A 24973-nucleotide genomic window follows, 5' to 3' on the forward strand; every position below is an offset into this window, starting at 1 on the left:
TAGAACCGACAGCGGGAGAATCCGACGGTGGCCGCGACCGTCCTCGACGATCGCGGCCACCGGTACAGACTGGAAGATCAGGACAGGTCGACCTGCGCGACGCGGGCGTCGAGCTGCTCCACGATCTGGGCGACCTCGGCGTCACCGACGACCTGGTTGACGCGCAGGATGACGGTGGCACCGGTGCCCTCGACGTCCTGGCTCAGGGCGGCGGCCTGGATGTCGATGCCGGCGTTGCCGAGCACGGTGCCGAGCACACCGAGAACGCCCGGGCGGTCCGCGTAGTGCACGACGATGTTGTGGCCCTCGGCGCGCAGGTCGAAGCTGCGGCCGTTGACGTTGACGATCTTCTCGACCTGCTGCAGGCCGGTCAGGGCGCCCGCGACGGCGGTGACGGTGCCGTCGGCGGCAACCGCGCGGACCTCGACGGCGCTGCGGTGCGTCTGTGCCTCGCTGTGCTTCTCGACCTCCACGCTCACGCCGCGCTGCTCCGCGAGCTGCGGGGCGTTGACGAACGTGACGGCCTCGTCGCTGCTCGCGGAGAACAGGCCGCGCAGGGCGGCCAGGCCCAGGATCTCGACGTTCTCGGCGGACAGCTCACCGCTGACGACGACCTGGACGTTCTGGACGGCCTCGGGCGACAGGGTGCCGGCGAGCAGACCCAGCTTGCGGACCAGCTCGAGCCACGGCGCGACCTCTTCACCGACCGGGCCGCCGGAGACGTTGACGGCGTCCGGCACGAACTCGCCGGCCAGGGCCAGCAGGACGCTCTTGGCGACGTCGGTGCCGGCGCGGTCCTGGGCCTCCGAGGTGGAGGCGCCGAGGTGCGGGGTGACGACGACGTTGTCGAGGTCGAACAGCTTGGAGTCGGTGCACGGCTCGGTGTTGAACACGTCGAGGCCGGCGGCGCGGACCTTGCCGGAGACGAGCGCGTCGTACAGCGCGTCCTCGTCGATCAGGCCACCGCGAGCGGCGTTGACGATGATGACGCCGTCCTTGGTCTTGGCCAGACGCTCGGCGTTCAGGAGGCCCGCGGTTTCCTTGGTCTTGGGCAGGTGCACCGAGATGAAGTCGGCGCGCTCGACGAGCTGGTCGATGTCGACGAGCTCGATGCCCAGCTGCGCGGCGCGAGCGGCCGGCAGGTAGGGGTCGTACGCGATGATCTCGGTCTCGAACGCGGCGAGGCGCTGCGCGAACAGCTGACCGATGCGGCCCAGGCCGACGACGCCGACGGTCTTGCCGAGGATCTCGGTGCCGTTGAAGCTCGAGCGCTTCCAGGTCTTCTCACGCAGCGTGCGGTCCGCGGCCGGGATCTGACGCGCGGTCGACAGCAGCAGCGAGACGGCGTGCTCGGCGGCCGAGTGGATGTTGGAGGTCGGTGCGTTGACGACCATGACGCCACGCTCGGTGGCGGCCGGGATGTCGACGTTGTCGAGGCCGACACCGGCGCGGCCGACGATCTTCAGCTTCGTCGCGGCGGCGAGCACCTCGGCGTCGACCGTGGTGGCGGAGCGGACGAGCAGCGCGTCGGCCTCGGGCACAGCCGCGAGCAGAGCGGGACGGTCGGGGCCGTCCACCCAGCGCACCTCGACACCGTCACCGAGCGCATCGACGGTCGATTGTGCGAGCTTGTCGGCGATCAGGACAACGGGACGGCCATTCTGGCTCACGAGGAACTCTCCTGTGTTGGGTGCGGGCTGTTTCAGGTCGAGCAAATGTCCACGGCCGGGCACCTCGAGGGCGCGCACGGATGGCCGTAGTCAGGATCAGTTTAGTTGGCACGGCGCAGCTATTCCGCAGGGCGGGTATCCGCTACCACATAGTGGACACCGAAGGGAAGCACTTCGGAGATCCACGCCACAATCCGGAAACGACTTCGGCCCGAGGCCGTGCGCACAGAACGCACGGCCTCGGGCCGAAACTGTCAGCTGTGGATCAGGCCGTCTCGGTGATCGGGCGATCGACCCAGCTCATCAGGTCGCGCAGCTTCTTGCCGGTGACCTCGATGGGGTGCTCGGCGTTGGCCTTGCGCAGGCCCTCGAGCTCGGTGTTGCCGTTCTCGACGTTGGCGACCAGGCGACGGGTGAACTCACCCGACTGGATGTCGGCCAGGATGGCCTTCATGCGCTCCTTGGTGCCGGCGTCGATAACGCGCGGGCCGGACAGGTAGCCACCGAACTCGGCGGTGTCGGACACCGAGTAGTTCATGCGGGCGATGCCACCCTCGTACATGAGGTCGACGATCAGCTTGAGCTCGTGCAGCACCTCGAAGTAGGCCATCTCGGGGGCGTAGCCCGCCTCGACCATGACCTCGAAACCGGTCTTGACCAGTTCCTCGGTGCCACCGCAGAGCACGGCCTGCTCACCGAAGAGGTCCGTCTCGGTCTCTTCCTTGAACGTGGTCTTGATGACGCCGGCGCGGGTGCCACCGATGCCCTTGGCGTAGGACAGAGCCAGGGCCTGGCCCTCACCCTTCGGGTCCTGGTGGACGGCGATCAGGGCCGGGACGCCCTTGCCGTCGACGAACTGACGACGCACCAGGTGGCCGGGGCCCTTCGGGGCGACCATGCCGACCGTGACGTTCTCCGGAGCCTTGATCAGGTCGAAGTGGATGTTGAGGCCGTGGCCGAAGAACAGCGCGTCGCCGTCCTTCAGGTTCGGCTCGATGTCGTTCTTGAAGATCGACGCCTGAGCGGTGTCGGGGGCGAGCACCATGATGACGTCGGCCCACTCGGCAACCTCGGCCGGCGTGCCTACGGTCAGGCCCTGCTCCTCAGCCTTGGCGCGGGACTTCGAACCCTCCTTGAGGCCGATGCGCACATCGACACCGGAATCGCGCAGGCTCAGCGAGTGCGCGTGGCCCTGGCTGCCGTAGCCGATGACCGCGACCTTGCGGCCCTGGATGATCGACAGGTCTGCATCGTCGTCGTAGAACATCTCGACTGCCACAGTTCTTACCTTCCCTCTGGGTTCTATGAACGCTTGATTGTCTGTTGTTGTCGGGTGTGACGGTACTAGCGGGTGGCCGTGATGGACTTCGGCCCACGGCCGACCGCCACCACACCGGACTGCACGATCTCGCGGATGCCGAACGGATCGAGCATGCGCAGGAGCGCATCGAGCTTGGAGCGGGTACCCGTGGCCTCGATCGTGACGGCCTCCGGCGCGACGTCGATCACCTTGGCGCGGAACAGGTTCACCGTCTCGATGACCTGCGTGCGCACGCTGGCATCTGCGCGCACCTTGATCAGGATCAGCTCGCGCGCCACCGACGCGTCGGTGTCCTGCTCGACGATCTTGATCACGTTGACCAGCTTGTTGAGCTGCTTCGTGACCTGCTCGAGCGGGAACTCGTCGACCGTCACGACGATCGTCATGCGCGAGATGTCGGGGACCTCGGTGCCGCCGACGGCGAGCGACTCGATGTTGAATCCCCGGCGGGAGAAGAGTGCGGCGACGCGGGCCAGCACGCCCGGCTTGTCCTCGACGAGAACACTGAGGGTGTGACTGGTGCTCACTGGCGATCCTCTCCTGCTGCGGCCTCGCCGGCACGCTGCTCGCGTTCCATGGCCTCGTGGATGGCGGCGGGCTCGGACACAGCCTCGTCGTCGTCGAACAGCGGCCGGATTCCCCGGGCCGCCATGATCTCGTCATTGCTGGTGCCGGCGGCGACCATCGGCCACACCTGGGCGTCGGCGCCCACGATGAAGTCGATGACGACGGGCTTGTCGTTGATCGACTGTGCGGTGCGGATCGCGTCCTCGACGTCCTCCTCGCGCTCGACCCGGATGCCGACACAGCCGAGAGCCTCCGCCAGCTTCACGAAGTCCGGGATCCGCACCGCGCCATGGGTGCCCAGGTTCGTGTTGGAGTAGCGCTCGTCGTAGAACAGGGTCTGCCACTGGCGGACCATGCCGAGGTTGCCGTTGTTGATCAGCGCGACCTTGATCGGCACGCCCTCGACGGCGCACGTGGCCAGTTCCTGATTGGTCATCTGGAAGCAGCCGTCACCGTCGATTGCCCACACCTCGGTGCCGGGCATGCCCATTTTGGCGCCCATCGCGGCGGGCACCGCGTAGCCCATGGTGCCCAGGCCGCCCGAGTTGAGCCACGTGCGCGGCTTCTCGTAGTTGACGAACTGCGCGGCCCACATCTGGTGCTGGCCGACGCCGGCGCAGTAGATCGCATCGGGGCCCGCGAGGCGGCCGACGGTCTGGATCACGTACTCGGGCGAGAGCGCGCCATCCGCCGGGCGGTCGTACGCCAGCGGGTAGGTGCGCCGGATGCCGTCGAGGTACGCCCACCACTCGGTGAGGTCGAGGGTGGTGCCCGTCGCCCGGTCGGCACGGATCGCCTCGATCAGCTCGGTGATGACCTCCTTGCAGTCGCCCACGATCGGGACGTCCGCATGGCGGTTCTTGCCGATCTCGGCAGGGTCGATGTCCGCGTGGATCACCTTGGCGTCGGGCGCGAACGAATCGAGCTGCCCGGTGACGCGGTCGTCGAAGCGAGCGCCGAGCGTGATCAGCAGGTCACTCTTCTGCAGCGCAGCAACGGCGGCCACGGTGCCGTGCATGCCCGGCATGCCGCAGTTGAGCTGGTGGCTGTCCGGGAACGCGCCGCGCGCCATGAGCGTGGTGACGACGGGGATGCCGGTGAGCTCGGCCAGTTCGAGCAGCTCGGGCGAGGCGTCGGCCTTGATCACGCCGCCGCCGACGTACAGGACCGGCGACTTGGCGTCGGCGATGAGGCGCGCAGCCTCACGGACCTGCTTGCCGTGCGGCTTGGTGACCGGGCGGTAGCCGGGCAAGTGCATCTCCGGCGGCCACGAGAATGTGGTCTGCGCCTGCAGGATGTCCTTGGGGATGTCGACGAGAACCGCGCCCGGGCGGCCGCTCGACGCCAGGTAGAACGCCTCGGCCAGGATCCGCGGGATGTCGACGCCGTCGGTGATGAGGAAGTTGTGCTTGGTGATCGGCATGGTGATGCCGGAGATGTCGGCTTCCTGGAAACCGTCGGTCCCGATCAGCGAACGCGCCACCTGGCCGGTGATCGCGACGACAGGGACCGAGTCCATCTGAGCATCGGCGAGCGGGGTCACCAGGTTGGTCGCACCCGGACCCGACGTCGCCATGCAGACGCCGACCTTGCCGGTCGCCTGGGCGTAGCCGGTCGCGGCGTGACCCGCGCCCTGCTCGTGACGCACCAGGACGTGCCGAACCTTCTGCGAATCGAAGAGCGGGTCGTACACCGGCAGAACGGCACCACCCGGGATACCGAACACAGTGTCGACCTCGAGCTCCTCGAGGGCGCGGACCACGGACTGCGCGCCGGTGACCCGCTCGGGGGCGACCTGACGACGGTTACCGGTCGGCGTGGCGGCGGCCGCGGTTGTCGGGCTGGCTGCTCCCGACTTGCGCGGCGTGGGTTGAGGCCGTGCGGTTGGTGCGCTCACTGGAAAGTCCTCTGATTCTGGCTCCGGGCAACAAAAAACCCTCGTCAGCATCCGCTGTACGAGGGTGGCGCGTCGTTATCTGGCGAGTTGTAAGAACCGGCTCAGGCGACGACGCGCCGGCCGATTACGAGCAACTCATTCTGCTTCACGCGCTCGACGGTAGGCGCGTCAATGGTAGACAGTCAACTTTGGTGAGTGCGCTGTCCCAGAATGTAAGATGCCTCGGCTGCAGTGCGAAGATGTAGAGGTGTCATCTCCTCAGCAGCCCGTGCCACCGGTGCCATCATCCCATACGCCCTCAGACGACCGACAGGTCATCCGGATTTCCCCACTCGCCCTGATGGCGTGCTTGTTCCTGTTGTTCTGCTTGAGCTTCCCGGTTCTCGGATGGCCGGCCGCGTTCGGCTGGACGCTGGTGATCCCGTTCCTGATCGGGGCCTGGGTCCTGCGCGTGCGGACCACCGTCGGCCCGGACGGCCTCGAGCTGCGCCGAGCCTTCTCTTCGCAGTCCATATCGTGGGATCAGATCAAGGGCTTCCGCTTCCCCAAGCGCGGCTGGGCACGCGCCGAACTCCTCGACGGCAACGAGGTCTCCCTGCCCAACGTGACCTTCGGACGCCTCCCGCAGCTCGCGTCGGCGAGTGGCGGCCGCGTCACCGACCCGTACGCCGCAGCCCGCGAGGCACAGGCGGAGAAGTCTCGCGCCAAGGCCGCGGCGGCCGACGAGGCCGCCCAGTCCGTCGAATCTCCGGGGGCCGCGAAGCCCGAGTCCGCCGGCGATTCGGAGCCGGATACCGACTAGCTCGCGCGCGGGGGTAGCGTCCAACCAGGATGTCTCTCGCTCCCACCGGAGATGACGAGGCTGCCACACCAGCCGAAATCGGGTCCAGCGACCAGCACCTTCACGGACCCACCAGTTCACGTATTACGCCGCGCTCGGCGAGCACAGCCCGCCGCCGAGAACCGCTGATCGACGAAGGAATTCGCCCATGCCCCCGCTGAGGTCACGCACCACCACCGTCGGACGCAACGCTGCCGGAGCCCGTTCGCTCTGGCGCGCAACCGGTATGACCGACTCCGACTTCGGTAAGCCGATCGTCGCGATCGCGAACTCCTACACGCAGTTCGTGCCCGGCCACGTTCACCTGAAGAACGTCGGCGAGATCGTCGCCGAGGCCGTCCGCGCAGCGGGTGGCGTGCCGCGCGAGTTCCACACCATCGCCGTCGACGACGGCATCGCGATGGGCCACGGCGGCATGCTCTACTCGCTGCCGAGCCGCGAGATCATCGCCGACTCCGTCGAGTACATGGTCAACGCGCACACCGCCGACGCCCTGGTGTGCATCTCGAACTGCGACAAGATCACCCCCGGCATGCTCAATGCCGCGATGCGCCTGAACATCCCGACGGTCTTCGTCTCCGGCGGCCCGATGGAGGCCGGCAAGGCCGTCGTCGTCGGCGGCGTCGCGCAGGCCCCCACCGACCTGATCACCGCGATCTCGGCGAGCGCCAACGACTCCGTGTCCGAGGAGGGCCTGGACGAGGTCGAGCGCAGCGCGTGCCCCACGTGCGGTTCGTGCTCGGGAATGTTCACCGCCAACTCGATGAACTGCCTCACCGAGGCACTCGGACTCGCACTGCCCGGCAACGGTTCCACGCTGGCCACCCACGAGGCGCGTCGCGCCCTCTTCAGCAAGGCCGGCACCACCGTCGTCGAGGCGGCGCTGCGCTACTACCGCGACGAGGACGAGTCGGTTCTGCCCCGGAACATCGCCTCCCCCAAGGCGTTCCGCAACGCGATGGCACTCGACGTCGCGATGGGCGGCTCCACCAACACGGTGCTGCACACCCTCGCGGCAGCGCAGGAAGGCGAGGTCGACTTCGACCTGAGCACCATCGACGAAATCAGCCGTCGCGTGCCGTGCCTGTCGAAGGTCTCCCCCAACTCGGACTACCACATGGAGGACGTCCACCGCGCCGGTGGCATCCCCGCTCTCCTCGGTGAACTGCGCCGCGCGAACCTACTCGAGACCGACGTCTCGACCGTCCACACCAAGAGCTTCGACGAGTGGCTCGACACGTGGGACATCCGCTCCGGCAAGGCGTCCGACGAAGCACTCGAACTGTTCCACGCAGCCCCCGGCGGTGTGCGCACCACCGAGCCGTTCTCGACGAACAACCGCTGGTCCGCGCTCGACACCGACGCCGAGGGCGGCTGCATTCGCGACCTCGAGCACGCGTACACCGTCGAGGGCGGCCTGTGCGTGCTGCGCGGCAACATCGCCGTCGACGGCGCGATCCTCAAGACCGCGGGCATCGACGAGGAGCTGTTCTCGTTCCAGGGTCCGGCCGTCGTCGTCGAGTCCCAGGAGGCGGCGGTCTCGGTGATCCTCCAGAAGCAGATCAAGCCGGGCGACGTCATCGTCGTGCGTTACGAGGGCCCCAAGGGTGGTCCGGGCATGCAGGAGATGCTGCACCCCACTGCCTTCCTCAAGGGCGCCGGTCTCGGCAAGGTGTGTGCACTGGTCACCGACGGTCGCTTCTCGGGTGGCACGTCCGGCCTGTCGATCGGGCACATCTCCCCCGAGGCTGCGTCGGGCGGTGTGATCGGTCTGGTCGAGGACGGCGACCAGATCCGCATCGACGTCGCGACCCGCACCCTCGAGGTCCTCGTCGACGACGAGACGCTCGCGCAGCGCCGCGCCAAGATGGAGGCCTCCGAGCGCCCGTGGCAGCCGGTGGATCGTCAGCGCTCGGTCACCACCGCACTGCGCGCCTACGCGGCGCTGGCCACGTCGGCCGACAAGGGCGCCGTCCGCCACGTGCCGTAAGAGGTCCTGCCGCTCCGCTTTTCGCTGTGCCGCGTCCCCGATCGGGGGCGCGGCACAGCCGTTTCCGGAGCGGCAGATCTGTGGATACCGAGAAATCCATCCACAGATCGCGGATCGAGCACCGTCGACGGCTCCGGCGACGTCAGGCTCGATACATGGATTTCGACGGCACACCACTGGTGTTCAGGTCCGACGCACTCGGTCGCGGCTTCACCGACCACGAACTACGCGCGGCCCGACGGTCGCGGGAACTGCTCGCGGTCCGACCCGGGGCGTACGTCCGCGCCGCCGACCTCGCCCGACTCGATTCCGTCGCGCAACACAGACTGGCGGTCCTCGCCGCGGCGTCGTCGTGCCCGGATGCCGTCGTCAGCCACGTGTCGGCGGCGGTACTGCACGGGATCGCCGTGTGGGCCGTGCCGCTGCGGCGGGTGCACTCCACCCTCGACCGCGCCTCCGGCGGCAAGATCACCACTCGTCGACATGTGCACGTCGCACGCTGCCCGCCGAGGACATCGTCGTCGTGGACGGTGTGCCGGTCACAGCGCCCGCCCGAACGATCGTCGACCTCGCGCGGACGACGCCGTTCGAGAGCGCGGTGGTGTCGGGTGACAACGCGCTCGCCACCGGACTGGTGACGCCCGAGGATCTCGAGGACGCGCTCGTCCGGTGTCGTGGCCGACGCGGGGCGGCACAGGCGGCGCGGGCGGTCGCGTTCATGGACGGTCGGAGCGAGAGTGTCGGCGAATCCCGCAGCCGTGTACTGATCCACCGCGCCCGGCCGCCGGCGCCGGAACCAGCGGGACCTGTTCGACGGCGATTCCTGGATCGGCCGTGTCGACTTCTGGTTCGAGGGCGAGCGCGCGGTCGGCGAGTTCGACGGGCTCGGCAAGTACGCCGAGCATCTGCGCCCCGGTCAGACCACCGAACAGGCGGTCATCGAGGAGAAGCTGCGCGAGGACCGGATCCGCACGGCCGGATACGGCGTCGCGCGATGGGGTTGGCGGGAGCTGAGCACACCCGAGGAGGTGGTGCGACGGCTGCGGCGCGCATTCGGCTGAGCCCGCCGCCGCTCCGGAAATGGTCGTGCCGCTCCCCCGATGGGACGAGCGGCACGACGAGAACCGGAGCGGCAGGCGTCAGATGACGGGGTTGGCCCCGTTGAGGAAGATCCACACGCCGACACCCACGGCCGCACCGAGGATCAGGATCACCGTCGATCCGACGTACGGGCGGGTGGCCCACTTGCGGCGGCCGTCCAGGGAGATCCGGCCCGGACCGGTCAGGATGATCGCGGCCGCGGCCGCACCGAGCACCGTCTCGTACTCGATGCCCTCGGGCGCGAAGTACTCGAGGCCGGGCACCATGGACTGCTTGAGGCACCACGCGTTGATCATCACGGCGACCACCGTGGCGGCCGCGATCGGAGTGAGCAGGCCGAGGATCAGCAGTGCACCGCCGGCCACCTCGCCGACCGCGCCGGCCACCGCGAGAACCCGCGCGTGGTCGAAACCGGAGTCCACCAGGATGTCCCGGTAGCCGCCGAGGCCCGGCCCGTTCCACCATCCGGTGAGCTTCTGCAGGCCGTGCGCGAGCAGCGTGCCGCCGACCACGAGTCGCAGGACCAGCAGACCGAGATCCAGCGTGCCGCGCCGGTTGTCCGCCCCGCCGTCCGAGCCCGGCATCGGCGGGACCGCGACCGGGGCGGCGACCGTCGACGCATCGCCGATCGGCTCCGACACGATCGGCTCGGACACGATCGGCGGGGACAGGGTCGGCGTCGGCACGGTGGCGTCGTCGCGCTGGATCACGGTGGTGGGCTGGTCCTCGATGCCGGTCGGCGCGGGAGCGGGGCGGAAGGCGGGAATCTGCTCCGTCGGCAGACTCGAGGCGCCCCTGTCGTCGAAGTCGAGGTCGTCGTCGGTGTGCGCCAACGGTCGGCTCCCCCGGTCGACGGACTGCGCGGCGAACCTCTCGGTCGGCTGATCGAACGGGCTCGGCGCGGACCCCGCGCCGGTGGACTCGGTGTGATCTTTCGACTTGTCAGTCACGCATGGCAGCCTAGGACGGTTCGTGGAGCTTGACCGGGTAGCGAGGCCCGGCGCGCCGGTCACACCGCGCCGCGTGGCGCACCCCGCCCGGGCTTCCGTAACGTCTGCACCATGACGAAGGGTGTACCGGGCCGGAAGGTTCGAGGGGCGGCCACGGCAGCCATCTGTTCGATCGCTGTGGTGGCGGCCGCCGGATGCGCGCGGTTCGACGACTCCACATCGTCGCCGTTCACCCCCGAGCCGACGTTCGGTTCCGGTGCGGAGGTGCAGCCTCGCGAACCGTCCGCACCCTCGTCGGTGCTGCCCGAGCCGTCGGTGCCGAACGACCCCTGCTTCGACCGCGACCCCAATGTCATTGCCACGTGCCTGGATGCGACCGGCGGGCTGGTGATGCTGCCCGACGGCGGCTCCGCATTGGTGGCGGAGCGTCGCACCGGGCGCATCGTGCGGGTGGCGCCGGGTGAGAAGCCGACCGAGTTCGCCAGGATCCCCGTCGATTCCGGATCCGACGGCGGCCTGCTCGACATCGCGCTGTCCCCCACGTACACCGAGGACAACCTCCTCTACGCCTACATCACGACGGGCAGTGACAACCGGGTGGTCCGCATCGCGCCCGGGGACACGCCCAAGGACGTCCTCACCGGAATTCCGCGCGGCGACGTCGGAAACGCCGGCGCACTGACGTTCTCGACGCCCGGAGAATTGATGGTCCTGACGGGCGACACCGGCAATCCCGCGGCCGCGGCCGATCCCGCGTCGCTCGCCGGAAAGCTGCTCGGTGTGACCGCGCTGTCCTCGACCCCGAATCCGCCACGGCCCGCCGTCGTACTGTCCGGGCTGGGTCGGGTGGGCGACGTGTGCGCGGATCCCGGTGGTGGCGTGTGGGTCACGGACCGTACAGCACTCGAGGATCGGATCCAGCGCGTCCGACCGGACGGAACCGTCGGGGCGCCCGCGTGGACGTGGCCGGACAAGCCCGGGGTCGCCGGATGCGCCGCCGCACGGGGCGCGGTCGCGGTCGCCCTGACCGACGCGCAGGCGATGGCGGTCCTGGCTACCGAGCACGACACCGGTGCCGTCACCTCGGCGCCGGCCCTGCTGGCGCAGAAGCTCTACGGCCGTCTCGGTGGGACGGTGATCAGCGGTGCCGGCGAGATCTGGGCGGCCACGGTGAACAAGTCCGGCGGGGAGCCCGGTCCCACCGACGATCGTGTCGTGAAGCTTCCGCTGCCGAGCGGTGGCGGCGGGACCGACTGACGCTCAGGCGCTCGCGGGTCTGGCCGTCTGCGGGTCTCGCCGATCTCCGTGCTCGCCCCGGTCGCCGCGTGCCAGCGCGCTCGCGAGCATCGGCAGCACCAGCACCGTGATGGCTCCGGCCGCGACGAGGATCGACGCCGTCGCATTGGACATCTCGCCCGCCGACACCGCGACGCCGGTGACTGCGACGATGAGCGGAAGACCCGTGGTCGAGTACAGCGCGATCTGGAGTTGCTCGCGGGTGTCGAAATTCGCGCCGGCCGGTCCCCGGTCGTAGCGCGACGCGACGAACACCGGGAGACCGCGGGCCACCAGCAGCAGGCCGAGGAAGGCGAGCAGGACCACCGGCTCGCCCGCCACCGCGGACACGTCGATCGCCATCCCGGACGTGACGAAGAAGATCGGGATCAGGAGCCCGAACGCCAGGCCCTCGAGTTTCGCCTCGAGCTGCTCGTTGCCGTCGGGCACCGCGCGTCGCAGGATGAACCCGGCCGCGAAGGCGCCGAGGATGACGTCGAGGTCGAACACCGCCGCGACGGCGATCAGCGCCACCAGCAGGAGCATCACCAGGCGAACCGTCGTCTGGGCCGTGGTGTCCGCGCCGCGGCGGATCACCGCGAGCAGGTCCGAGCCCTCGCGCAGGATCCTGGTCGGCAGCATCGCGACGACGACCGCCACCACCGCGAACGCCGCGAGCACGACGAGGGACATGATCGCGCCGCGGGCGCCGAGCAGCACGGCCATCGCGATCACCGGGCCGATCTCGCCGACAGCGCCGTGGTTGAGTACCGCCTTGCCGATCGGCGTCTCGACGAGCCCGCGATCCTTGAGGATCGGCAGCAGCGTGCCGAGTGCCGTCGACGTCAGCGCGATCGCCACGGCGATCTCCGAGTGCACCAGACCCGCCGCCCCCAACGCGGCGACGATCCCGAACGCGACGGCCAGGCACACCAGCCACGTGACGAGGGCGCGCCGACCGCCGCGGCCGGTCAGCTCCTCACGGTCCACCTCGTATCCGGCGAGGAGGAACAGCATGCCCAGTCCGAGTTCCCGCAGCATCTCGATCTCGCTGCCGGCGTCGGCAAGTTCGAGCACGTAGGGACCGATCACGATCCCGGCCACGAGCAGCAGCACGACCTCGGGCACGAGCTTGCGGGGCAGTGATCCGGCGACCAACGGCGCGACCACGGCCGCGACGGCGATCCAGAACAGTGAGGTGGCGACGGCGGCGTCCATGCGCCGCTACATTACTGCCCGATCAGCTGCACGCCGCGATGACGAGCTCCTTGACGCGCGCCGGGTCGGCCTGCCCGCGAGTTGCCTTCATCACGTCGCCGACAATCTTGCCGGCCGCCGCGACCTTGCCGCTGCGGATCTTGTCGGCGATGTCGGGGTTCGCGGCCAGGGCCTCGTCGACCGCGGCCTGCAGCTTGCTGTCGTCACGCACGACCACGAGCTCCGGGTGCGCGGCGAGGATCTGTGCCGGATCGCCCTCACCGTCGAGCACGTAGTCGACGACCTTGCGGGCGAGCTTGTTGGTGAGCTTGCCCTCGGCGACGAAACCGATGACCTCGGCGACCTGCGCGGGCGTGATGGGCAGCGCGGTGAGCTCGACGCTCCGGGTGTTGGCCTGCTGGCTCAGGTAGGCGACCCACCACGAGCGGGCCTCGGACGCGGGCGCGCCGGCCTCGGTCGTCGCGATCACCAGGTCGAGTGCGCCGGCGTTGACGAGGTCGCGCATCTCCTCGTCCGAGACACCCCACTCCTGCTGGATGCGCGCGCGGCGCAGCCACGGCAGCTCGGGCAGCGTGCCGCGGAGTTCCTCGACCCAATCGGCGTCAGGCGCGACGGGCTCGAGGTCGGGCTCGGGGAAGTAGCGGTAGTCCTCGGCGGTCTCCTTGCGGCGACCGGCGGACGTGGTGCCGTCGGCCTCCTGGAAGTGCCGCGTCTCCTGGATGATCTCGCCACCGGAGACGAGGACGGCGGCCTGACGGCGCATCTCGTGGCGGACGGCGACCTCGACGCTCTTGAGCGAGTTGACGTTCTTGGTCTCGGTGCGGGTGCCGAACACCTCGGCGCCGATCGGCATCAGCGAGACGTTCGCGTCGCAGCGCAGCGAGCCCTGGTCCATGCGGACGTCGGAGACATCGAGGGCCTTGAGCAGATCACGCAGGGCGGCGACATACGCGCGGGCCACCTCGGGCGCGCGCTCACCTGCACCGGTGATGGGCTTGGTCACGATCTCCACGAGCGGGACGCCGGCGCGGTTGTAGTCCAGCAGCGAGTGGCTCGCACCGTGGATTCGGCCGGTGGCGCCACCGACGTGCAGCGACTTACCGGTGTCCTCCTCCATGTGCGCGCGCTCGATGTCGACACGCCACGTGCTGCCGTCGTCGAGCACCACGTCGAGGTAGCCCTCGGTCGCGATGGGCTCGTCGTACTGCGAGATCTGGTAGTTCTTCGGCTGGTCCGGGTAGAAGTAGTTCTTCCGCGCGAACCGGCCCCACGGGGTGATCGAGCAGTTCAGCGCCAGGCCGATGCGGATCGCGGACTCGACGGCGGCCTGATTGACCACCGGCAACGCTCCGGGCATGCCGAGGCACACGGGGCACACCTGGGTGTTGGGCTCAGCACCGAACTCGGTGGGACACGGGCAGAACATCTTGGTCTTGGTGTGCAGCTCGACGTGCACTTCCATGCCCAATACGGGCTCGAACTTCGCGAGGACGGCGTCATAGTCGAGAAGGTCAGCGGACACGGCGGCAGTCATGGCCATGAGTTTATGCGCCCCGTCACCCGAAGAACGCGGCCGCCTCCCGGTAGCGCTCGACGGGCACGGTCTTGAGCTGTTTGGTCGCCTCCGACAGCGGCACCAACTCGATGTTCGTGCCGTGCAGCGCCACCATCTGACCGAACTGGTTGCTGTGGGCGGCGTCGGTCGCGTGGACGCCGAATCGGGTCGCGAGGACCCGGTCGTACGGGGTCGGCGTCCCGCCGCGCTGCACGTGCCCGAGCACCGTCGTGCGCACCTCCTTGCCGATGCGGTGTTCGATCTCGACGGCCAACTGCTGCGCGACACCGGTGAAGATCTTGTGTCCGTACTCGTCGATGCCGCCCTCGCGGAGCGTCATCGACGCCGGGTCGGGCGAGGCCCCCTCCGCGACCACGCAGATGAAGTGCGAGTCGCCGCGCTGGAAGCGCTTCTTGACCAGCGCGCACACCTCGTCGACGTCGAACGGCTCCTCGGGCACCAGCGTCAGATGCGCGCCCGACGCCATGCCGGACTGCAACGCGATCCAGCCCGCGTGACGGCCCATCACCTCGACGAGCATCACCCGCTGGTGTGATTCGGCGGTGGTGTGCAGCCGGTCGATCGCGTCGGTGGCGATGGTCAGGGCGGTGTCGAAGCCGAACGTGACGTCGGTGCAGTCGATGTCGTTGTCGATCGTCTTGGGCACCCCGACGACGGGGACACCGCTGTCGGCGAGCCAGCTCGCGGCGGTGAGCGTGCCCTCGCCGCCGATCGGGATGAGCACGTCGATGCCGTTGTCGTCGAGGGTCTGTTTGATCCGGTCGAGGCCGTCGTGCAGTCTCTGCGGGTTCACCCGCGCGGTGCCGAGGATGGTGCCGCCGCGCGCGAGGATCCGGTCTATGCGGTCCTCGTTGCGCATCTGCATCTTGCGGTCCTCGAGCAGACCCCGCCAGCCGTCCTGGAACCCGACGACGGTACTGCCGTAGCGCGCGTCCGCAGTGCGCACGACAGCGCGGATGACGGCGTTCAATCCGGGGCAGTCGCCGCCCCCGGTCAGGATTCCGATGCGCATCACGGCCCCTCTCGGCCATCGCGGAGCAGAGCGGTCCCTTCTCATCTTGCCGCGCCCGCGCCGATCAGGCACGCCGAGTCGATCAACCGGGCGTGACCAGTCCCGTTTCGTAGGCGAGGACGACGGCCTGCGCACGATCCCGCAGCGACAGCTTCGCCAGCACCTTCCCGACGTGCGTCTTGACGGTCTGCTCCGCAACGAACAGGCGTTCGGCGATCTCGGTGTTCGACAGCCCGGCCGCGATGAGTTCGAGGACCTCACGCTCGCGCGGCGTGAGCGACTCCAACCGCGTGTTCCGCGGGCGCGGCGCCGAACGCCGACGGGTGACGTCCGCGATGAGACGACGCGTGACGCTCGGCGCGAGCAGCGCCTCACCGGCCGCGACCACCCGCACCGCCCGGATCAGCTCCTCGGCCGGCGCATCCTTGAGCATGAACCCGCTCGCCCCCAGCCCGAGGGCCTCGTAGACGTACTCGTCGATGTCGAACGTCGTGAGCATCAACACCCGAACCGGATGTTCCGTTGTGGCGGAAAGGATTTCACGTGCCGCGTCGAGACCGTTCATCTCCGGCATCCGCACGTCCATCAGCACCACGTCGGGGCGCAGGCGCTTGACCTCGCTGACGGCGACCCGCCCGTCCGGCGCGTCACCGATGACACTGATGTCCGGCTGTGCACCGAGCAGCGCGCCGAAACCCTGCCTCACCATCGCCTGGTCGTCCGCAATGAATACCGTGATCGCCACCGTGACAGACTAGGCGGCCGGCCCGGCCGGGGTGCCGGCCACAACCGGGACACTCCCCGGAATATGGGCCCGGACCTCGAATCCCCCGCCGTCGAGTGCGCGGGTGTCGAGTGTGCCGCCGACGGCGCGGGCACGATCCCGCATGCCGGCGATCCCACTGCCACCCGACGACTCGGGACGCGGTTCGGCTCCCACCGCGGGACCGTTCGTCACGACGAGCGACGTGACGGCGGGCGAGAAGTCGACGACGACCTCCACGTGCGCGCCCGGACAGTGCCGACTGGCATTGGCCAGCGACTCCTGCAGGATCCGGTACACCGTCAGCCCCGTCGTCTCGGAGATCGCGGACGGCTCCCCGGAGATGCTGCGCGACAGCGACATACCGGCACGGACGCTGCCGTCGAGCAGTTCCTCGATCTGCGCGACGCCGGGCTGCGGGGCCCGCTCGGTGGTGTCCCCGTCGCTGCGCAGCACGCCGAGCAGGCCACGGATCTCGTTGAGCGCCTCCCGCGCGGTGGCACCGATGGATTCGAACTCCGCCCTCGCCTCGTCGGACACCGAGTCCAGCCGATACGGCGCGCTCTGCGCCTGCACCACGACCATCGACATGTGGTGGGCGACGACGTCGTGCAGGTCACGGGCGATCCGCGCCTTCTCCTCGAGGATCGCGCGGCGGGCTCGTTCGAGTTCGCTGGTCTGCTCCTGGGCGGCGAGCTGGCGCCGCGAGATCACCAGCCAGCGGATCAGCAGCCCGAACAGCACGAGGACCGTGAGACCCACCGCCCAGCCGCGCCCGTCCTGGCCCGGCGTGTCGGCGAGGAAGAGCAGCGTCGTCGCGCCCCACGCGACCGCGACCACCGGGATCGGCGACCGCAGGCTCACCGCCAGCAGCAGCGCCATCAGCACCATCACGTGGACCACCTGCCACGGGAAGTCGTAGTCGTCGGCGCGCTGGTACACCACCGGGATCACCAGCGCGCCCGCCGCCGAGATGGCCCATCCCAGCGCCGGATTAGCCCGGATCAGCAGGAGCGGCAGCGCGGCGAGCCCTCCGATCAGCGGCTGCACGCCGGCGGGCACATGGTGCGTCACGTGGAGCGTGGGCCACGCGATCGCGTACAGCACCGCGGTCACGAACAGCACCACCAGGTCCAATCGCTGCCCCGTGCTCATCCGCTTCAGGCGCGGGGCCGCGGCCGAGACCGCGCCCTGTGCCGCACGGTCGAGTGCACGATTTCGTTTCCTCACACCCGGAAACACTAGGAACCGGGACTCGAAATGTCCTCATACCCAGGGGTGAGATGCGACTGGCTCCGGGGTATCAGGCGCCGGTCGCGATCACTCCCGCGACGTGCCACGGTTCGGCACCGCGGGGTGATGTCGCAGGGTAGCGCCCATTTCTAGCGTCGTTTGTCATGCGAACTACGAGATGGATCGGATCCGTCCTCGCCGTGACGATCGGCGGGATGACGCTCACTGGGACGGTGTCGGCCCCCACCGCCGACGCGCACTCCCCGGCACGGGAGAACCGAGCGGCCGCGGCCGCCGTGACGTTGCTGACCGCCGACGACCACGCCCTCGCCGCGTCCGCGATTCCTGACGACTTCGCCGCCGTCATGGGATATCGGCCGACGGTGATCGACGGCACGGTCGTCAATCCGCTCGGCGCGTGCTCGTCGCCGATACCGCTGCCTGCCGAGTTCGACACGGCCTGCAAGGCACACGATCTGGGGTACGACCTGCTGCGTTACGCACACCGCGGCGGCGGCGACCTCGGGGCCTGGGCGCGCACCGAACTGGACGCGCAACTCGACCGACGGATGCACGCGGCCTGCGACGCCCGGGCTGCAGACCGGACGTCCTGCTTCGCGATGGCGAACACCGCGACGGCCGCCGTGGGGATGAACTCGATGCGTCAGGGGTTCGGCGCACCGGTCGACGAACCGTGGATGCGGTACGGCCTGGGTGGGCTGCTCGGCGCCCTCGGAGCGCTGCTCGTGACCCTGACTCTGCGGAGGATCAGGCCGATGCTCGGCCTTGTCGCTCCCAGCCCGGCGGTGGCGGCATGAGCGCGATCCCCGGCGCGCATGCCGGGAGCGCCCGATTCGCGGTCACCGTTGCGTTGCCGCGGGTGAGCACATCGGTGGCCATCGCCACCGGAGCCGTCGCCTCGCTGGCGCCGTCGCTACTCCCCCGAACCCCTGTCGCGCAGGGCATGTTCACCGGAACTCTGGTGGCGCTGTGCTGGGGCGTGGCCGCACTGCTCCGACGGCTGCGACCGGCCCGCGGCAGCCACACGCACGACGCCGCCCGGGCCGGCGCAGCCGTGCTGGCAGGCCTGATCCTCGCGTGGTCGGTGGCGTCGGCGGACCACTGGCAGAACGCGCTCCGCTCGGCGATGAGCCTGCCCGCGATCGGTCCGGGACACTGGGCGCAGGTCGCGTTCTGGGCGGTCGCGGTGTGTCTCGTACTGTTCGGCCTCACCCGGGGATGCGTCACGCTCGCGCGACGCCTGGGATGGGTGCGCTGCGTCGGCCTGCTGGTGGCGATCGTCCCCCTCGCGGGCCTGATCGCGGTACCGCGGGCGGCTTCGGCTGCAGCGCAGCATTTTCGGACCACCAGCTCGGTCATCGACACCAGTCTCGTTGCAAACGAACAGAACTCGATCGTTCCATGGACGACGCTCGGCGCGGAGGGCCGGCGGTTCGTGGCCGGCGTATCCGATCCGCGGGCCGTCCGCACGTATGTCGGGCTCGACTCGGCGCCCGACGTCGCCGCCCGGGCCGCGCTCGCGGTGGACGAGCTCGACCGCACGGGCGCGTTCTCCCGATCGCACGTCGTGGTCGCCGTCCCGACGGGTTCGGGATGGATCGACGGCGAGGCCGCCCGCGGTATCGAGCGCAGGTTCGCCGGCGACGTCGCGACCGTCGGCATGCAGTACTCGTACGCGCCCAGCTGGGCGACGTTCCTGTTCGGCCGGGCCGACGCGGAGGAATCTGCGCGGACACTGTTCGCGGCGGTGTCGGCACGGATCGCCGAACTGCCCGCCGATGCCCGGCCCGCGCTGCACGTGTACGGCCAGAGTCTCGGGTCGGTGGGCGGCAGCGCGATCTTCGGCGACGCCGACGACCAGCGGGCGCGCGCGTGCAGCGTTCTGTGGGCCGGACCCCCGGCCGGGGCGGTGCGCACCGACGATGCGACGGTGCTCGCGAACAGTTCCGATCCGGTGGTGTGGTGGTCACCGTCGCTGCTGACCCGGGCACCCGACCTAGGCGACGTCCGCGTCGACGCACCTGTGCCGCAATGGATTCCCGGTATCAGCTTCCTGCAGACCGGCGTGGACATGCTGTTCGCGCTCGACGCTCCCACCGGGCACGGGCACCGGTACGGCGCCGATCAGGGACTACGGATGCCGGACTGCGCCTGATCCGAAGACGCCCACGACCGGCGGTGTGCGCTTACCGTGGACACATGACCCCACAGAAGGAGACGGACGCGGCCCGCGAGATCCTGCGGGACAACTTCGAGCGCATCCGGGAACTCGTGGTCGAGGTGTGTGCCGGCCTGACACCCGAGATGTCCGACTACCGGCCGGGGCCGAACGCCAACTCGATCGCGTGGCTGATCTGGCACCTGACCCGGGTCCAGGACGATCACGTGAGCGACATCGCCGACGTGGAGCAGGCCTGGACGTCCCGGGGTTGGCGGGAGCGATTCGCCCTGCCGTTCCCGGCCGGCGACGTCGGCTACGGGCACAGCAGCGCCGACGTCGGCATCGTGCACGCGGACGCCCGATTGCTCGCCGACTATCACGGCGACGTGCACCTGGCGACGCTCGAGTACATCGACGAACTCACCGCCGACGAGCTGGACCGGATCGTCGATCGCCGCTGGGATCCGCCCGTGACCGTCTCGGTGCGCCTCGTCAGTGTGATCGGCGACTGCCTGCAGCATCTGGGGCAGGCCGCGTACGTGCGGGGGCTGTTCGAGGCGCGGTGATGCGGAAGTCGCGGCGGTCGGGGCGTCGGGTCCGGCGCCGGTAGGCCGTGACGGTGCCCGGCCAGTTGGTGGTGATCTTGCCCGACGCGGTGCGATACCAGCTGCTGCACAGGCTCCACACCGAGTCGGCGAGCTTGCGTTGGATGCGGTCGTCGAATCGTCGCTCGACACCGGCGTCCACCTCGACCGCACACCCCGGCTGCTCGACGAGCCACTCGACGAGTCCGGCGATGTGCCGGGCCTGGGACTCGAGCATGTACACGATCGATCCCGAGCCGAGGTTCGTGTTGGGACCGTACATCAGGAACAGGTTGGGGAACCCGGCCGTCGTGACGCCGAGATACGCGTGGGCGCCGTCGGACCAGGCGTCGTCCAGACTCCGTCCGGCGCGTCCGCGAATCTTCATAGGCGCGAGGAATTCCGTTGCGGCGAAACCGGTCCCGTAGATGATCACGTCGGCCGGGTGCAGGGTTCCGTCGACCGTCCGCACACCGTCGGGTTCGATGCGGTCGATGGCGCCGACGACGACGTCGACGCTGCTGCGCGTCAGTGCCGGGTAGTACTCGTCCGACAACAGCATCCGCTTGCAGCCGGGCTCGTAGTCCGGCGTCAGTGCCGCCCGTAGCGCCGGATCGGTGACCTGCTCGCGCAGGTGCCTGCGCGCCAGTGCGCCCGCGATGCCGCCGCGCCACCTGGTGTCGAGCAGGCCGACGGTGAGCAACTCGAATATCCCCCAGGTGACGAGGCGTTCGCCCCGCAACGTCGCCGGCACCGACCGGAAGATCCGGTGATGCCGGTCCCCGTACACACGATCGGGTTTCGGGAGGATCCACGGCGCCGATCGCTGGAACAGCGTCAGCCGGCCCACGTCGGCGGCGATCGCCGGCACGAACTGGACCGCGCTGGCACCGGTGCCGATCACCGCGACGCGTCGGCCCGCCAGATCGACGTCGTGGTTCCACTCGGCCGAGTGGAAGGCGGGCCCGGCGAACGTCTCGCGTCCCGGAATGTCGGGCAGCGCCGGGCGCGACAACTGGCCGACCGCGGTGACGAGGACGTCGGACTCGACGATCTCACCGCCGGCGGTCCGCACCGACCACCGGTTGACGTGCTCGTCGAACTCGGCCTCGATGACCGTGACTCCGAACCGGATCAGCGGCCGCAACTGATGCCGCTCGGCGATGTCGCGCAGGTACGCCAGGATGTCGGGCTGCTCCGAGAACCGCCGCGACCATTCGGGATTGGGCTCCGACGAGATCGAATACAGCGGCGACGGCACGTCGCACGCCGCGCCGGGATACGTGTTGACGCGCCACACACCGCCGACGTCGTCGCCCTTCTCCAGGATCGTGATGTCCGTGAGCCCGGCACGACGCAACTCGAGCGCCATCGCGATTCCGCCGAATCCGGCGCCGATGATCGTGATCGACGGCTTCCCCACTTCGATCCTCCTGGCATCCCGCACACATCCTGCTGCCCCGGAGCCTAGTCCCCCACGACAGCGAACAGCCCGGATCCGAATGTCCGGATCCGGGCTGTTGCCGAACGCGTTCGGTGACGCGCCGGGCGTCAGTTCACGGGCGACGCGATCGGCCCGCGGGCGGCCTCGTAGGCCGCGCCGACGCGGTACAGGCGCTCGTCGGCCAGAGCCGGGGCCATGATCTGCAGACCGACGGGCAGGCCGTCATCCGCGGACACACCCGACGGAACCGACATCGCGCAGTGGCCCGCCAGGTTGGTCGGCAGGGTGCACAGGTCGGACAGGTACATCGCGAGCGGGTCGTCGACCTTCTCGCCCAGCTTCCACGGCGTGAACGGGCTGGTCGGCGAGACCAGCACGTCGACCTTCTCGTACGCGGCGTCGAAGTCACGCGCGATCAGCGTGCGGACCTTGAGCGCCGAACCGTAGTAGGCGTCGTAGTAGCCCGACGACAGCGCGTAGGTGCCGATCATGATGCGGCGCTTGACTTCCTTGCCGAAGCCGGCAGCGCGGGTCGCGGCCATGACCTGCTCGGCGCTCATGTCGCCGTCGTCGACCCGCAGGCCGTACCGCATGGCGTCGAAGCGCGCGAGGTTGGACGACACCTCGCTGGGCAGCACCAGGTAGTACGAGGCCAGCGCGTACTCGAAGTTGGGGCACGAGACCTCGACGACCTCGGCACCGAGGGCCGTCAACTGCTCGACCGCGGCGTCGAACGACGAGATGACGCCCGGCTGGTAGCTGTCGGAGTGCAGTTCCTTGACGACGCCGACGCGCACGCCCTTCAGGTCGCCGGTCGCGCCCTGGCGGGCCGCCTCGACGACGGGGCGGACGGGCTCGTTCAGCGACGTGGAGTCACGCGGGTCGTACCCGGCGATCACCTCGTGCAGCAGCGCGGTGTCGAGGACGGTGCGGCCGCACGGGCCACCCTGGTCGAGCGACGACGCGCAGGCGACGAGACCGAAGCGCGAGACGGTGCCGTACGTGGGCTTGGTGCCGACGGTCGCGGTGACCGCGGCGGGCTGCCGGATGGAGCCGCCGGTGTCGGTGCCGATCGCGAGCGGGGCCTGGTACGACGCGAGCGCCGCGGCCGAGCCGCCGCCCGAGCCACCCGGGATGCGCGTGGTGTCCCACGGGTTGCGGGTGGGCCCGTACGCGGAGTTCTCGGTGGACGAGCCCATCGCGAACTCGTCCATGTTGGTCTTGCCCAGGATCGGGATCCCGGCCTCGCGCAGCTTGGTGGTGAGCGTCGCGTCGTACGGCGACACCCAGCCCTCGAGGATCTTCGACGCGCACGTGGTCGGCATGTCGGTGGTGGTGAAGACGTCCTTGAGCGCGATCGGCACGCCCGCGAGCGCCGACGACGGCGCCTCACCGGCAGCGAGAGCGGAGTCGACCTCCTTGGCCGCGACCAGCGCCTGCTCGCCCGCAATGTGCAGGAACGCGTGCAGTTCACCGTCCACCTGACCGATCCGGTCGAGGTGTGCCTGCGTGGCCTCCACCGACGAGATCTCGCGCGAGTGGATCTTCGACGCCAGCTCCGAGGCGTCGAGACGAGTCAGATCGGTGCTCATTCGCCCTCTCCCAGGATCTGCGGAACGGCGAACCGATCCTGTTCGACGGCCGGCGCACCCGACAGCGCCTGCTCGGGCGTCAGCCCCGGCACGATGACGTCCGGCCGCGTCACGTTCGCGATCGGATTGGGGTTCGCGGTGGGCGGGACATCATCTGCCGCGACCTCGGACACCGCCTTCACGTGGCTGAGAATCGAATCCAGCTGACCGGCGAACTCGTCGAGTTCTGCGTCGGTCAGGGCAAGCCGGGACAGCCGGGCGAGGTGGGCGACCTCGTCACGGGAGATGGCAGGCACCTTCGGTGACCCCTTTCAGGTCGAAGTGAACGTTCCCGACCAGCCTAGAGCGTGGCCGGATCGGTCGTGCAGCCCGTCACCCCAGCGGACGCGAGCCCGGGGTGAAAGGATAGGGAACGGCGGGGGTGCGCACTGTGTCCCGTCTTCGGCGTCGGACCCGGCACCGAACGAACGGAAAGGCAGCACGTGTCCTACCTGCTCCGCGTCCAACTCCCCGACCGACCCGGCAGCCTCGGCGCACTCGCCGTCGCACTCGGCTCGGTGGGAGCGGACATCCTCTCGCTCGACGTCGTCGAGCGAGGATCCGGATTCGCCGTCGACGACCTGGTGGTCGACGTCGAGGCCGGGTCACTGCCGGACACTCTGATCACCGCGGCGGAGAAGCTCCCCGACGTCCGGGTCGACTCCATCCGCCCCTACTCCGGCATCCTCGACACCCACCGCGAGCTGGAGTTGATCGACCACGTCGCCACCGCGCACTCCGACCGCCTGCAGGTCCTCGTCGACGGGGCGCCGCGGGTGCTGCGGGTCGGCTGGTCCACCGTCATGGACATCGGCCCGCACGGCTCGTTCCGTGTCGTCGGTAGCCCGGGCGCACCCGAGACCCACGCCGGCGACGCGCCCTGGATGCCACTGAAGAAGGCCACGGTCCTCGACGGCAACGACGACTGGGTGCCGCAGGTGTGGCGCGACATGGACACCACCCTCGCGGCCGCCCCGCTCGGCAGCACCGGCCGGGCACTGCTACTCGGGCGCCCCGGCGGACCGGAGTTCCGCCCGTCGGAGGTGGCGCGACTGGGCTACCTCGCCGGCATCGTCGCCACCGTCCTGGGCTGACGTCAGACGAGTTCGCGCACCAGCGCGGTCAGCTCCATGCCGGGGATCGGTTCCCAGTTGCGCTCGGGCGCGGGAACGAAACCGTTGCGGTCGTATATGCGTCGCGCGTCGACCATGTCGGGCTGCGTGGAGATGACGACCGCGCGGTCGCCGCGGTCGTACGCGACGTCGAGCACGTGGCGCACCAGCGCGGAGCCGACGCCCTTGCCGCGCGCCGACGCCGCGACCGCGAGCATGCGGAACTCGAGTTCACCCTTCTCGGCGACGTCCGCGAACGGCGACTCCGGCTCGGCGATTGTCACCGAGCCGACGATCTCGCCGTCGACCAGCGCCACCACGACATCGGCCTGGTCGGCACGGGTCGCGGTGTCGCGCAGTCGCTCCGCGTACATGTCGCTGTCCGATACGAAACCACCGTCGATGTAGACGTCGGCAGTGAGCTCGCCGACAGTGTCGTAGTCGGCAGGTGTGACGGGCCGGATATCGATCATGGCGTCACTATGTCAGCCACTGGCCGCCGTCAGAAAACCGATTCAGATGCCCCGAGCGGCGCAAATGAGACACGCGCCACATTTGGGACGGTCTGCGATCGAGGCCGCCACTGCCCCGGCCGACGCCGCGACT

Annotated in this window: 22 protein-coding genes; 8 read left to right on the forward strand and 14 right to left on the reverse strand. The window is 69.6% G+C overall.

Annotated features, from left to right (window positions below; all coding sequences use genetic code 11):
• Window positions 1–77: 77 nt before the first annotated feature.
• From serA to HUN07_RS18225, 4 genes are all read right to left on the reverse strand, one after another.
• On the reverse strand, window positions 78–1670 hold the full coding sequence (serA, locus tag HUN07_RS18210) for a phosphoglycerate dehydrogenase (RefSeq protein WP_114722603.1): 1593 nt from the start codon (window positions 1668–1670) through the stop codon (window positions 78–80).
• A gap of 265 nt (window positions 1671–1935) precedes the next feature.
• Window positions 1936–2937 (reverse strand): ketol-acid reductoisomerase, encoded by a 1002-nt coding sequence (gene ilvC, locus HUN07_RS18215; protein WP_174914848.1) that lies wholly within the window; start codon window positions 2935–2937, stop codon window positions 1936–1938.
• 77 nt (window positions 2938–3014) lie between these two features.
• Window positions 3015–3518 (reverse strand): acetolactate synthase small subunit, encoded by a 504-nt coding sequence (ilvN, locus tag HUN07_RS18220; RefSeq protein ID WP_174911658.1) that lies wholly within the window; start codon window positions 3516–3518, stop codon window positions 3015–3017.
• Window positions 3515–5455 (reverse strand): acetolactate synthase large subunit, encoded by a 1941-nt coding sequence (locus tag HUN07_RS18225; protein WP_174911661.1) that lies wholly within the window; start codon window positions 5453–5455, stop codon window positions 3515–3517. Before HUN07_RS18225 ends, ilvN begins: the two co-directional genes overlap by 4 nt.
• A 268-nt stretch (window positions 5456–5723) precedes the next feature.
• On the opposite strand from HUN07_RS18225, the gene HUN07_RS18230 reads away from it, so the two are divergent.
• From HUN07_RS18230 to HUN07_RS27095, 3 genes are all read left to right on the forward strand, one after another.
• A complete protein-coding gene (locus HUN07_RS18230; RefSeq protein ID WP_174914850.1) occupies window positions 5724–6257 on the forward strand; it encodes a PH domain-containing protein in 534 nt (177 codons plus the stop codon).
• A 187-nt stretch (window positions 6258–6444) separates the two neighbouring features.
• Window positions 6445–8286 carry a dihydroxy-acid dehydratase gene (gene ilvD, locus HUN07_RS18235; RefSeq protein ID WP_174911663.1) on the forward strand — a complete coding sequence of 614 codons (1842 nt, stop codon included), beginning with the start codon at window positions 6445–6447 and terminating at the stop codon, window positions 8284–8286.
• 155 nt (window positions 8287–8441) lie between these two features.
• Window positions 8442–8924, forward strand: coding sequence for a hypothetical protein (locus HUN07_RS27095; protein WP_114722514.1), 483 nt, complete (start codon window positions 8442–8444; stop codon window positions 8922–8924).
• A gap of 501 nt (window positions 8925–9425) precedes the next feature.
• On the opposite strand, the gene HUN07_RS18245 is transcribed toward HUN07_RS27095, so the two are convergent.
• On the reverse strand, window positions 9426–10337 hold the full coding sequence (locus HUN07_RS18245) for a DoxX family protein (protein WP_114722516.1): 912 nt from the start codon (window positions 10335–10337) through the stop codon (window positions 9426–9428).
• Window positions 10338–10448: 111 nt separating this feature from the next.
• Here HUN07_RS18245 and HUN07_RS18250 point away from each other — a divergent pair, with 111 nt between their 5' ends.
• Entirely contained in the window at window positions 10449–11594 is a 1146-nt protein-coding gene (locus HUN07_RS18250; protein ID WP_174911666.1) for a PQQ-dependent sugar dehydrogenase, read from the forward strand.
• A gap of 3 nt (window positions 11595–11597) precedes the next feature.
• Here HUN07_RS18250 and HUN07_RS18255 read toward each other — a convergent pair whose 3' ends face one another.
• From HUN07_RS18255 to HUN07_RS18275, 5 genes are all read right to left on the reverse strand, one after another.
• A complete protein-coding gene (locus HUN07_RS18255) occupies window positions 11598–12830 on the reverse strand; it encodes a cation:proton antiporter (protein WP_174911668.1) in 1233 nt (410 codons plus the stop codon).
• 22 nt (window positions 12831–12852) lie between these two features.
• Window positions 12853–14364: an Asp-tRNA(Asn)/Glu-tRNA(Gln) amidotransferase subunit GatB gene (gene gatB / locus HUN07_RS18260; RefSeq protein ID WP_174911671.1), complete on the reverse strand. Its 1512-nt coding sequence runs from the start codon at window positions 14362–14364 to the stop codon at window positions 12853–12855.
• A 22-nt stretch (window positions 14365–14386) separates the two neighbouring features.
• The gene (locus tag HUN07_RS18265) at window positions 14387–15418 is read right to left on the reverse strand and encodes an ATP-dependent 6-phosphofructokinase (RefSeq protein WP_174911674.1); all 1032 of its coding nucleotides are present in this window, start codon (window positions 15416–15418) and stop codon (window positions 14387–14389) included.
• Between the two features lie 82 nt (window positions 15419–15500).
• Window positions 15501–16163 carry a response regulator gene (locus HUN07_RS18270; RefSeq protein WP_114722520.1) on the reverse strand — a complete coding sequence of 221 codons (663 nt, stop codon included), beginning with the start codon at window positions 16161–16163 and terminating at the stop codon, window positions 15501–15503.
• Window positions 16164–16172: 9 nt separating this feature from the next.
• Entirely contained in the window at window positions 16173–17336 is a 1164-nt protein-coding gene (locus HUN07_RS18275; RefSeq protein ID WP_114722605.1) for a sensor histidine kinase, read from the reverse strand.
• Between the two features lie 242 nt (window positions 17337–17578).
• Between HUN07_RS18275 and HUN07_RS18280 the strand changes: the two genes are divergently transcribed.
• From HUN07_RS18280 to HUN07_RS18290, 3 genes are read left to right on the forward strand one after another with little or no spacing between them, the layout of a single operon-like run.
• A complete protein-coding gene (locus HUN07_RS18280) occupies window positions 17579–18232 on the forward strand; it encodes a hypothetical protein (protein WP_174911677.1) in 654 nt (217 codons plus the stop codon).
• Window positions 18229–19590 carry an alpha/beta-hydrolase family protein gene (locus HUN07_RS18285; protein WP_174911680.1) on the forward strand — a complete coding sequence of 454 codons (1362 nt, stop codon included), beginning with the start codon at window positions 18229–18231 and terminating at the stop codon, window positions 19588–19590. Before HUN07_RS18280 ends, HUN07_RS18285 begins: the two co-directional genes overlap by 4 nt.
• A gap of 44 nt (window positions 19591–19634) precedes the next feature.
• Window positions 19635–20162, forward strand: a complete 528-nt coding sequence (locus tag HUN07_RS18290; RefSeq protein ID WP_174911683.1) for a mycothiol transferase — start codon at window positions 19635–19637, stop codon at window positions 20160–20162.
• On the opposite strand, the gene HUN07_RS18295 is transcribed toward HUN07_RS18290, so the two are convergent.
• The 3 genes from HUN07_RS18295 to gatC all read right to left on the reverse strand — a co-directional run bounded on the left by HUN07_RS18295 (window position 20089) and on the right by gatC (window position 23512).
• Entirely contained in the window at window positions 20089–21603 is a 1515-nt protein-coding gene (locus tag HUN07_RS18295; protein WP_174911685.1) for a flavin-containing monooxygenase, read from the reverse strand. The two genes, HUN07_RS18290 and HUN07_RS18295, sit on opposite strands and share 74 nt — an antisense overlap.
• 128 nt (window positions 21604–21731) lie before the next feature.
• Complete coding sequence (gene gatA, locus HUN07_RS18300) at window positions 21732–23216, reverse strand: Asp-tRNA(Asn)/Glu-tRNA(Gln) amidotransferase subunit GatA (RefSeq protein WP_174911688.1); 1485 nt, start codon at window positions 23214–23216, stop codon at window positions 21732–21734.
• On the reverse strand, window positions 23213–23512 hold the full coding sequence (gatC, locus tag HUN07_RS18305) for an Asp-tRNA(Asn)/Glu-tRNA(Gln) amidotransferase subunit GatC (protein WP_031938977.1): 300 nt from the start codon (window positions 23510–23512) through the stop codon (window positions 23213–23215). The genes gatA and gatC overlap by 4 nt, the downstream gene beginning before the upstream one ends.
• A gap of 186 nt (window positions 23513–23698) precedes the next feature.
• On the opposite strand from gatC, the gene HUN07_RS18310 reads away from it, so the two are divergent.
• Entirely contained in the window at window positions 23699–24349 is a 651-nt protein-coding gene (locus HUN07_RS18310; protein ID WP_114722526.1) for an ACT domain-containing protein, read from the forward strand.
• A gap of 2 nt (window positions 24350–24351) precedes the next feature.
• On the opposite strand, the gene HUN07_RS18315 is transcribed toward HUN07_RS18310, so the two are convergent.
• Window positions 24352–24840, reverse strand: coding sequence for a GNAT family N-acetyltransferase (locus HUN07_RS18315; protein ID WP_114722527.1), 489 nt, complete (start codon window positions 24838–24840; stop codon window positions 24352–24354).
• Window positions 24841–24973: the final 133 nt, after the last annotated feature.

Origin of the sequence: Rhodococcus sp. W8901 (assembly GCF_013348805.1) — a bacterium.
GTDB lineage: Bacteria > Actinomycetota > Actinomycetes > Mycobacteriales > Mycobacteriaceae > Prescottella.

Coding starts and splice junctions, on each gene's coding strand:
- ilvC (WP_174914848.1), bottom strand. CDS start 2,937: ATGTTCTACGACGACGATGCAGACCTGTCGATCATCCAGGGCCGCAAG.
- ilvD (WP_174911663.1), top strand. CDS start 6,445: ATGCCCCCGCTGAGGTCACGCACCACCACCGTCGGACGCAACGCTGCC.
- HUN07_RS27095 (WP_114722514.1), top strand. CDS start 8,442: ATGGATTTCGACGGCACACCACTGGTGTTCAGGTCCGACGCACTCGGT.
- HUN07_RS18250 (WP_174911666.1), top strand. CDS start 10,449: ATGACGAAGGGTGTACCGGGCCGGAAGGTTCGAGGGGCGGCCACGGCA.
- HUN07_RS18255 (WP_174911668.1), bottom strand. CDS start 12,830: ATGGACGCCGCCGTCGCCACCTCACTGTTCTGGATCGCCGTCGCGGCC.
- gatB (WP_174911671.1), bottom strand. CDS start 14,364: ATGACTGCCGCCGTGTCCGCTGACCTTCTCGACTATGACGCCGTCCTC.
- HUN07_RS18265 (WP_174911674.1), bottom strand. CDS start 15,418: ATGCGCATCGGAATCCTGACCGGGGGCGGCGACTGCCCCGGATTGAAC.
- HUN07_RS18275 (WP_114722605.1), bottom strand. CDS start 17,336: ATGAGCACGGGGCAGCGATTGGACCTGGTGGTGCTGTTCGTGACCGCG.
- HUN07_RS18280 (WP_174911677.1), top strand. CDS start 17,579: ATGCGAACTACGAGATGGATCGGATCCGTCCTCGCCGTGACGATCGGC.
- HUN07_RS18285 (WP_174911680.1), top strand. CDS start 18,229: ATGAGCGCGATCCCCGGCGCGCATGCCGGGAGCGCCCGATTCGCGGTC.
- HUN07_RS18290 (WP_174911683.1), top strand. CDS start 19,635: ATGACCCCACAGAAGGAGACGGACGCGGCCCGCGAGATCCTGCGGGAC.
- gatA (WP_174911688.1), bottom strand. CDS start 23,216: ATGAGCACCGATCTGACTCGTCTCGACGCCTCGGAGCTGGCGTCGAAG.
- HUN07_RS18315 (WP_114722527.1), bottom strand. CDS start 24,840: ATGATCGATATCCGGCCCGTCACACCTGCCGACTACGACACTGTCGGC.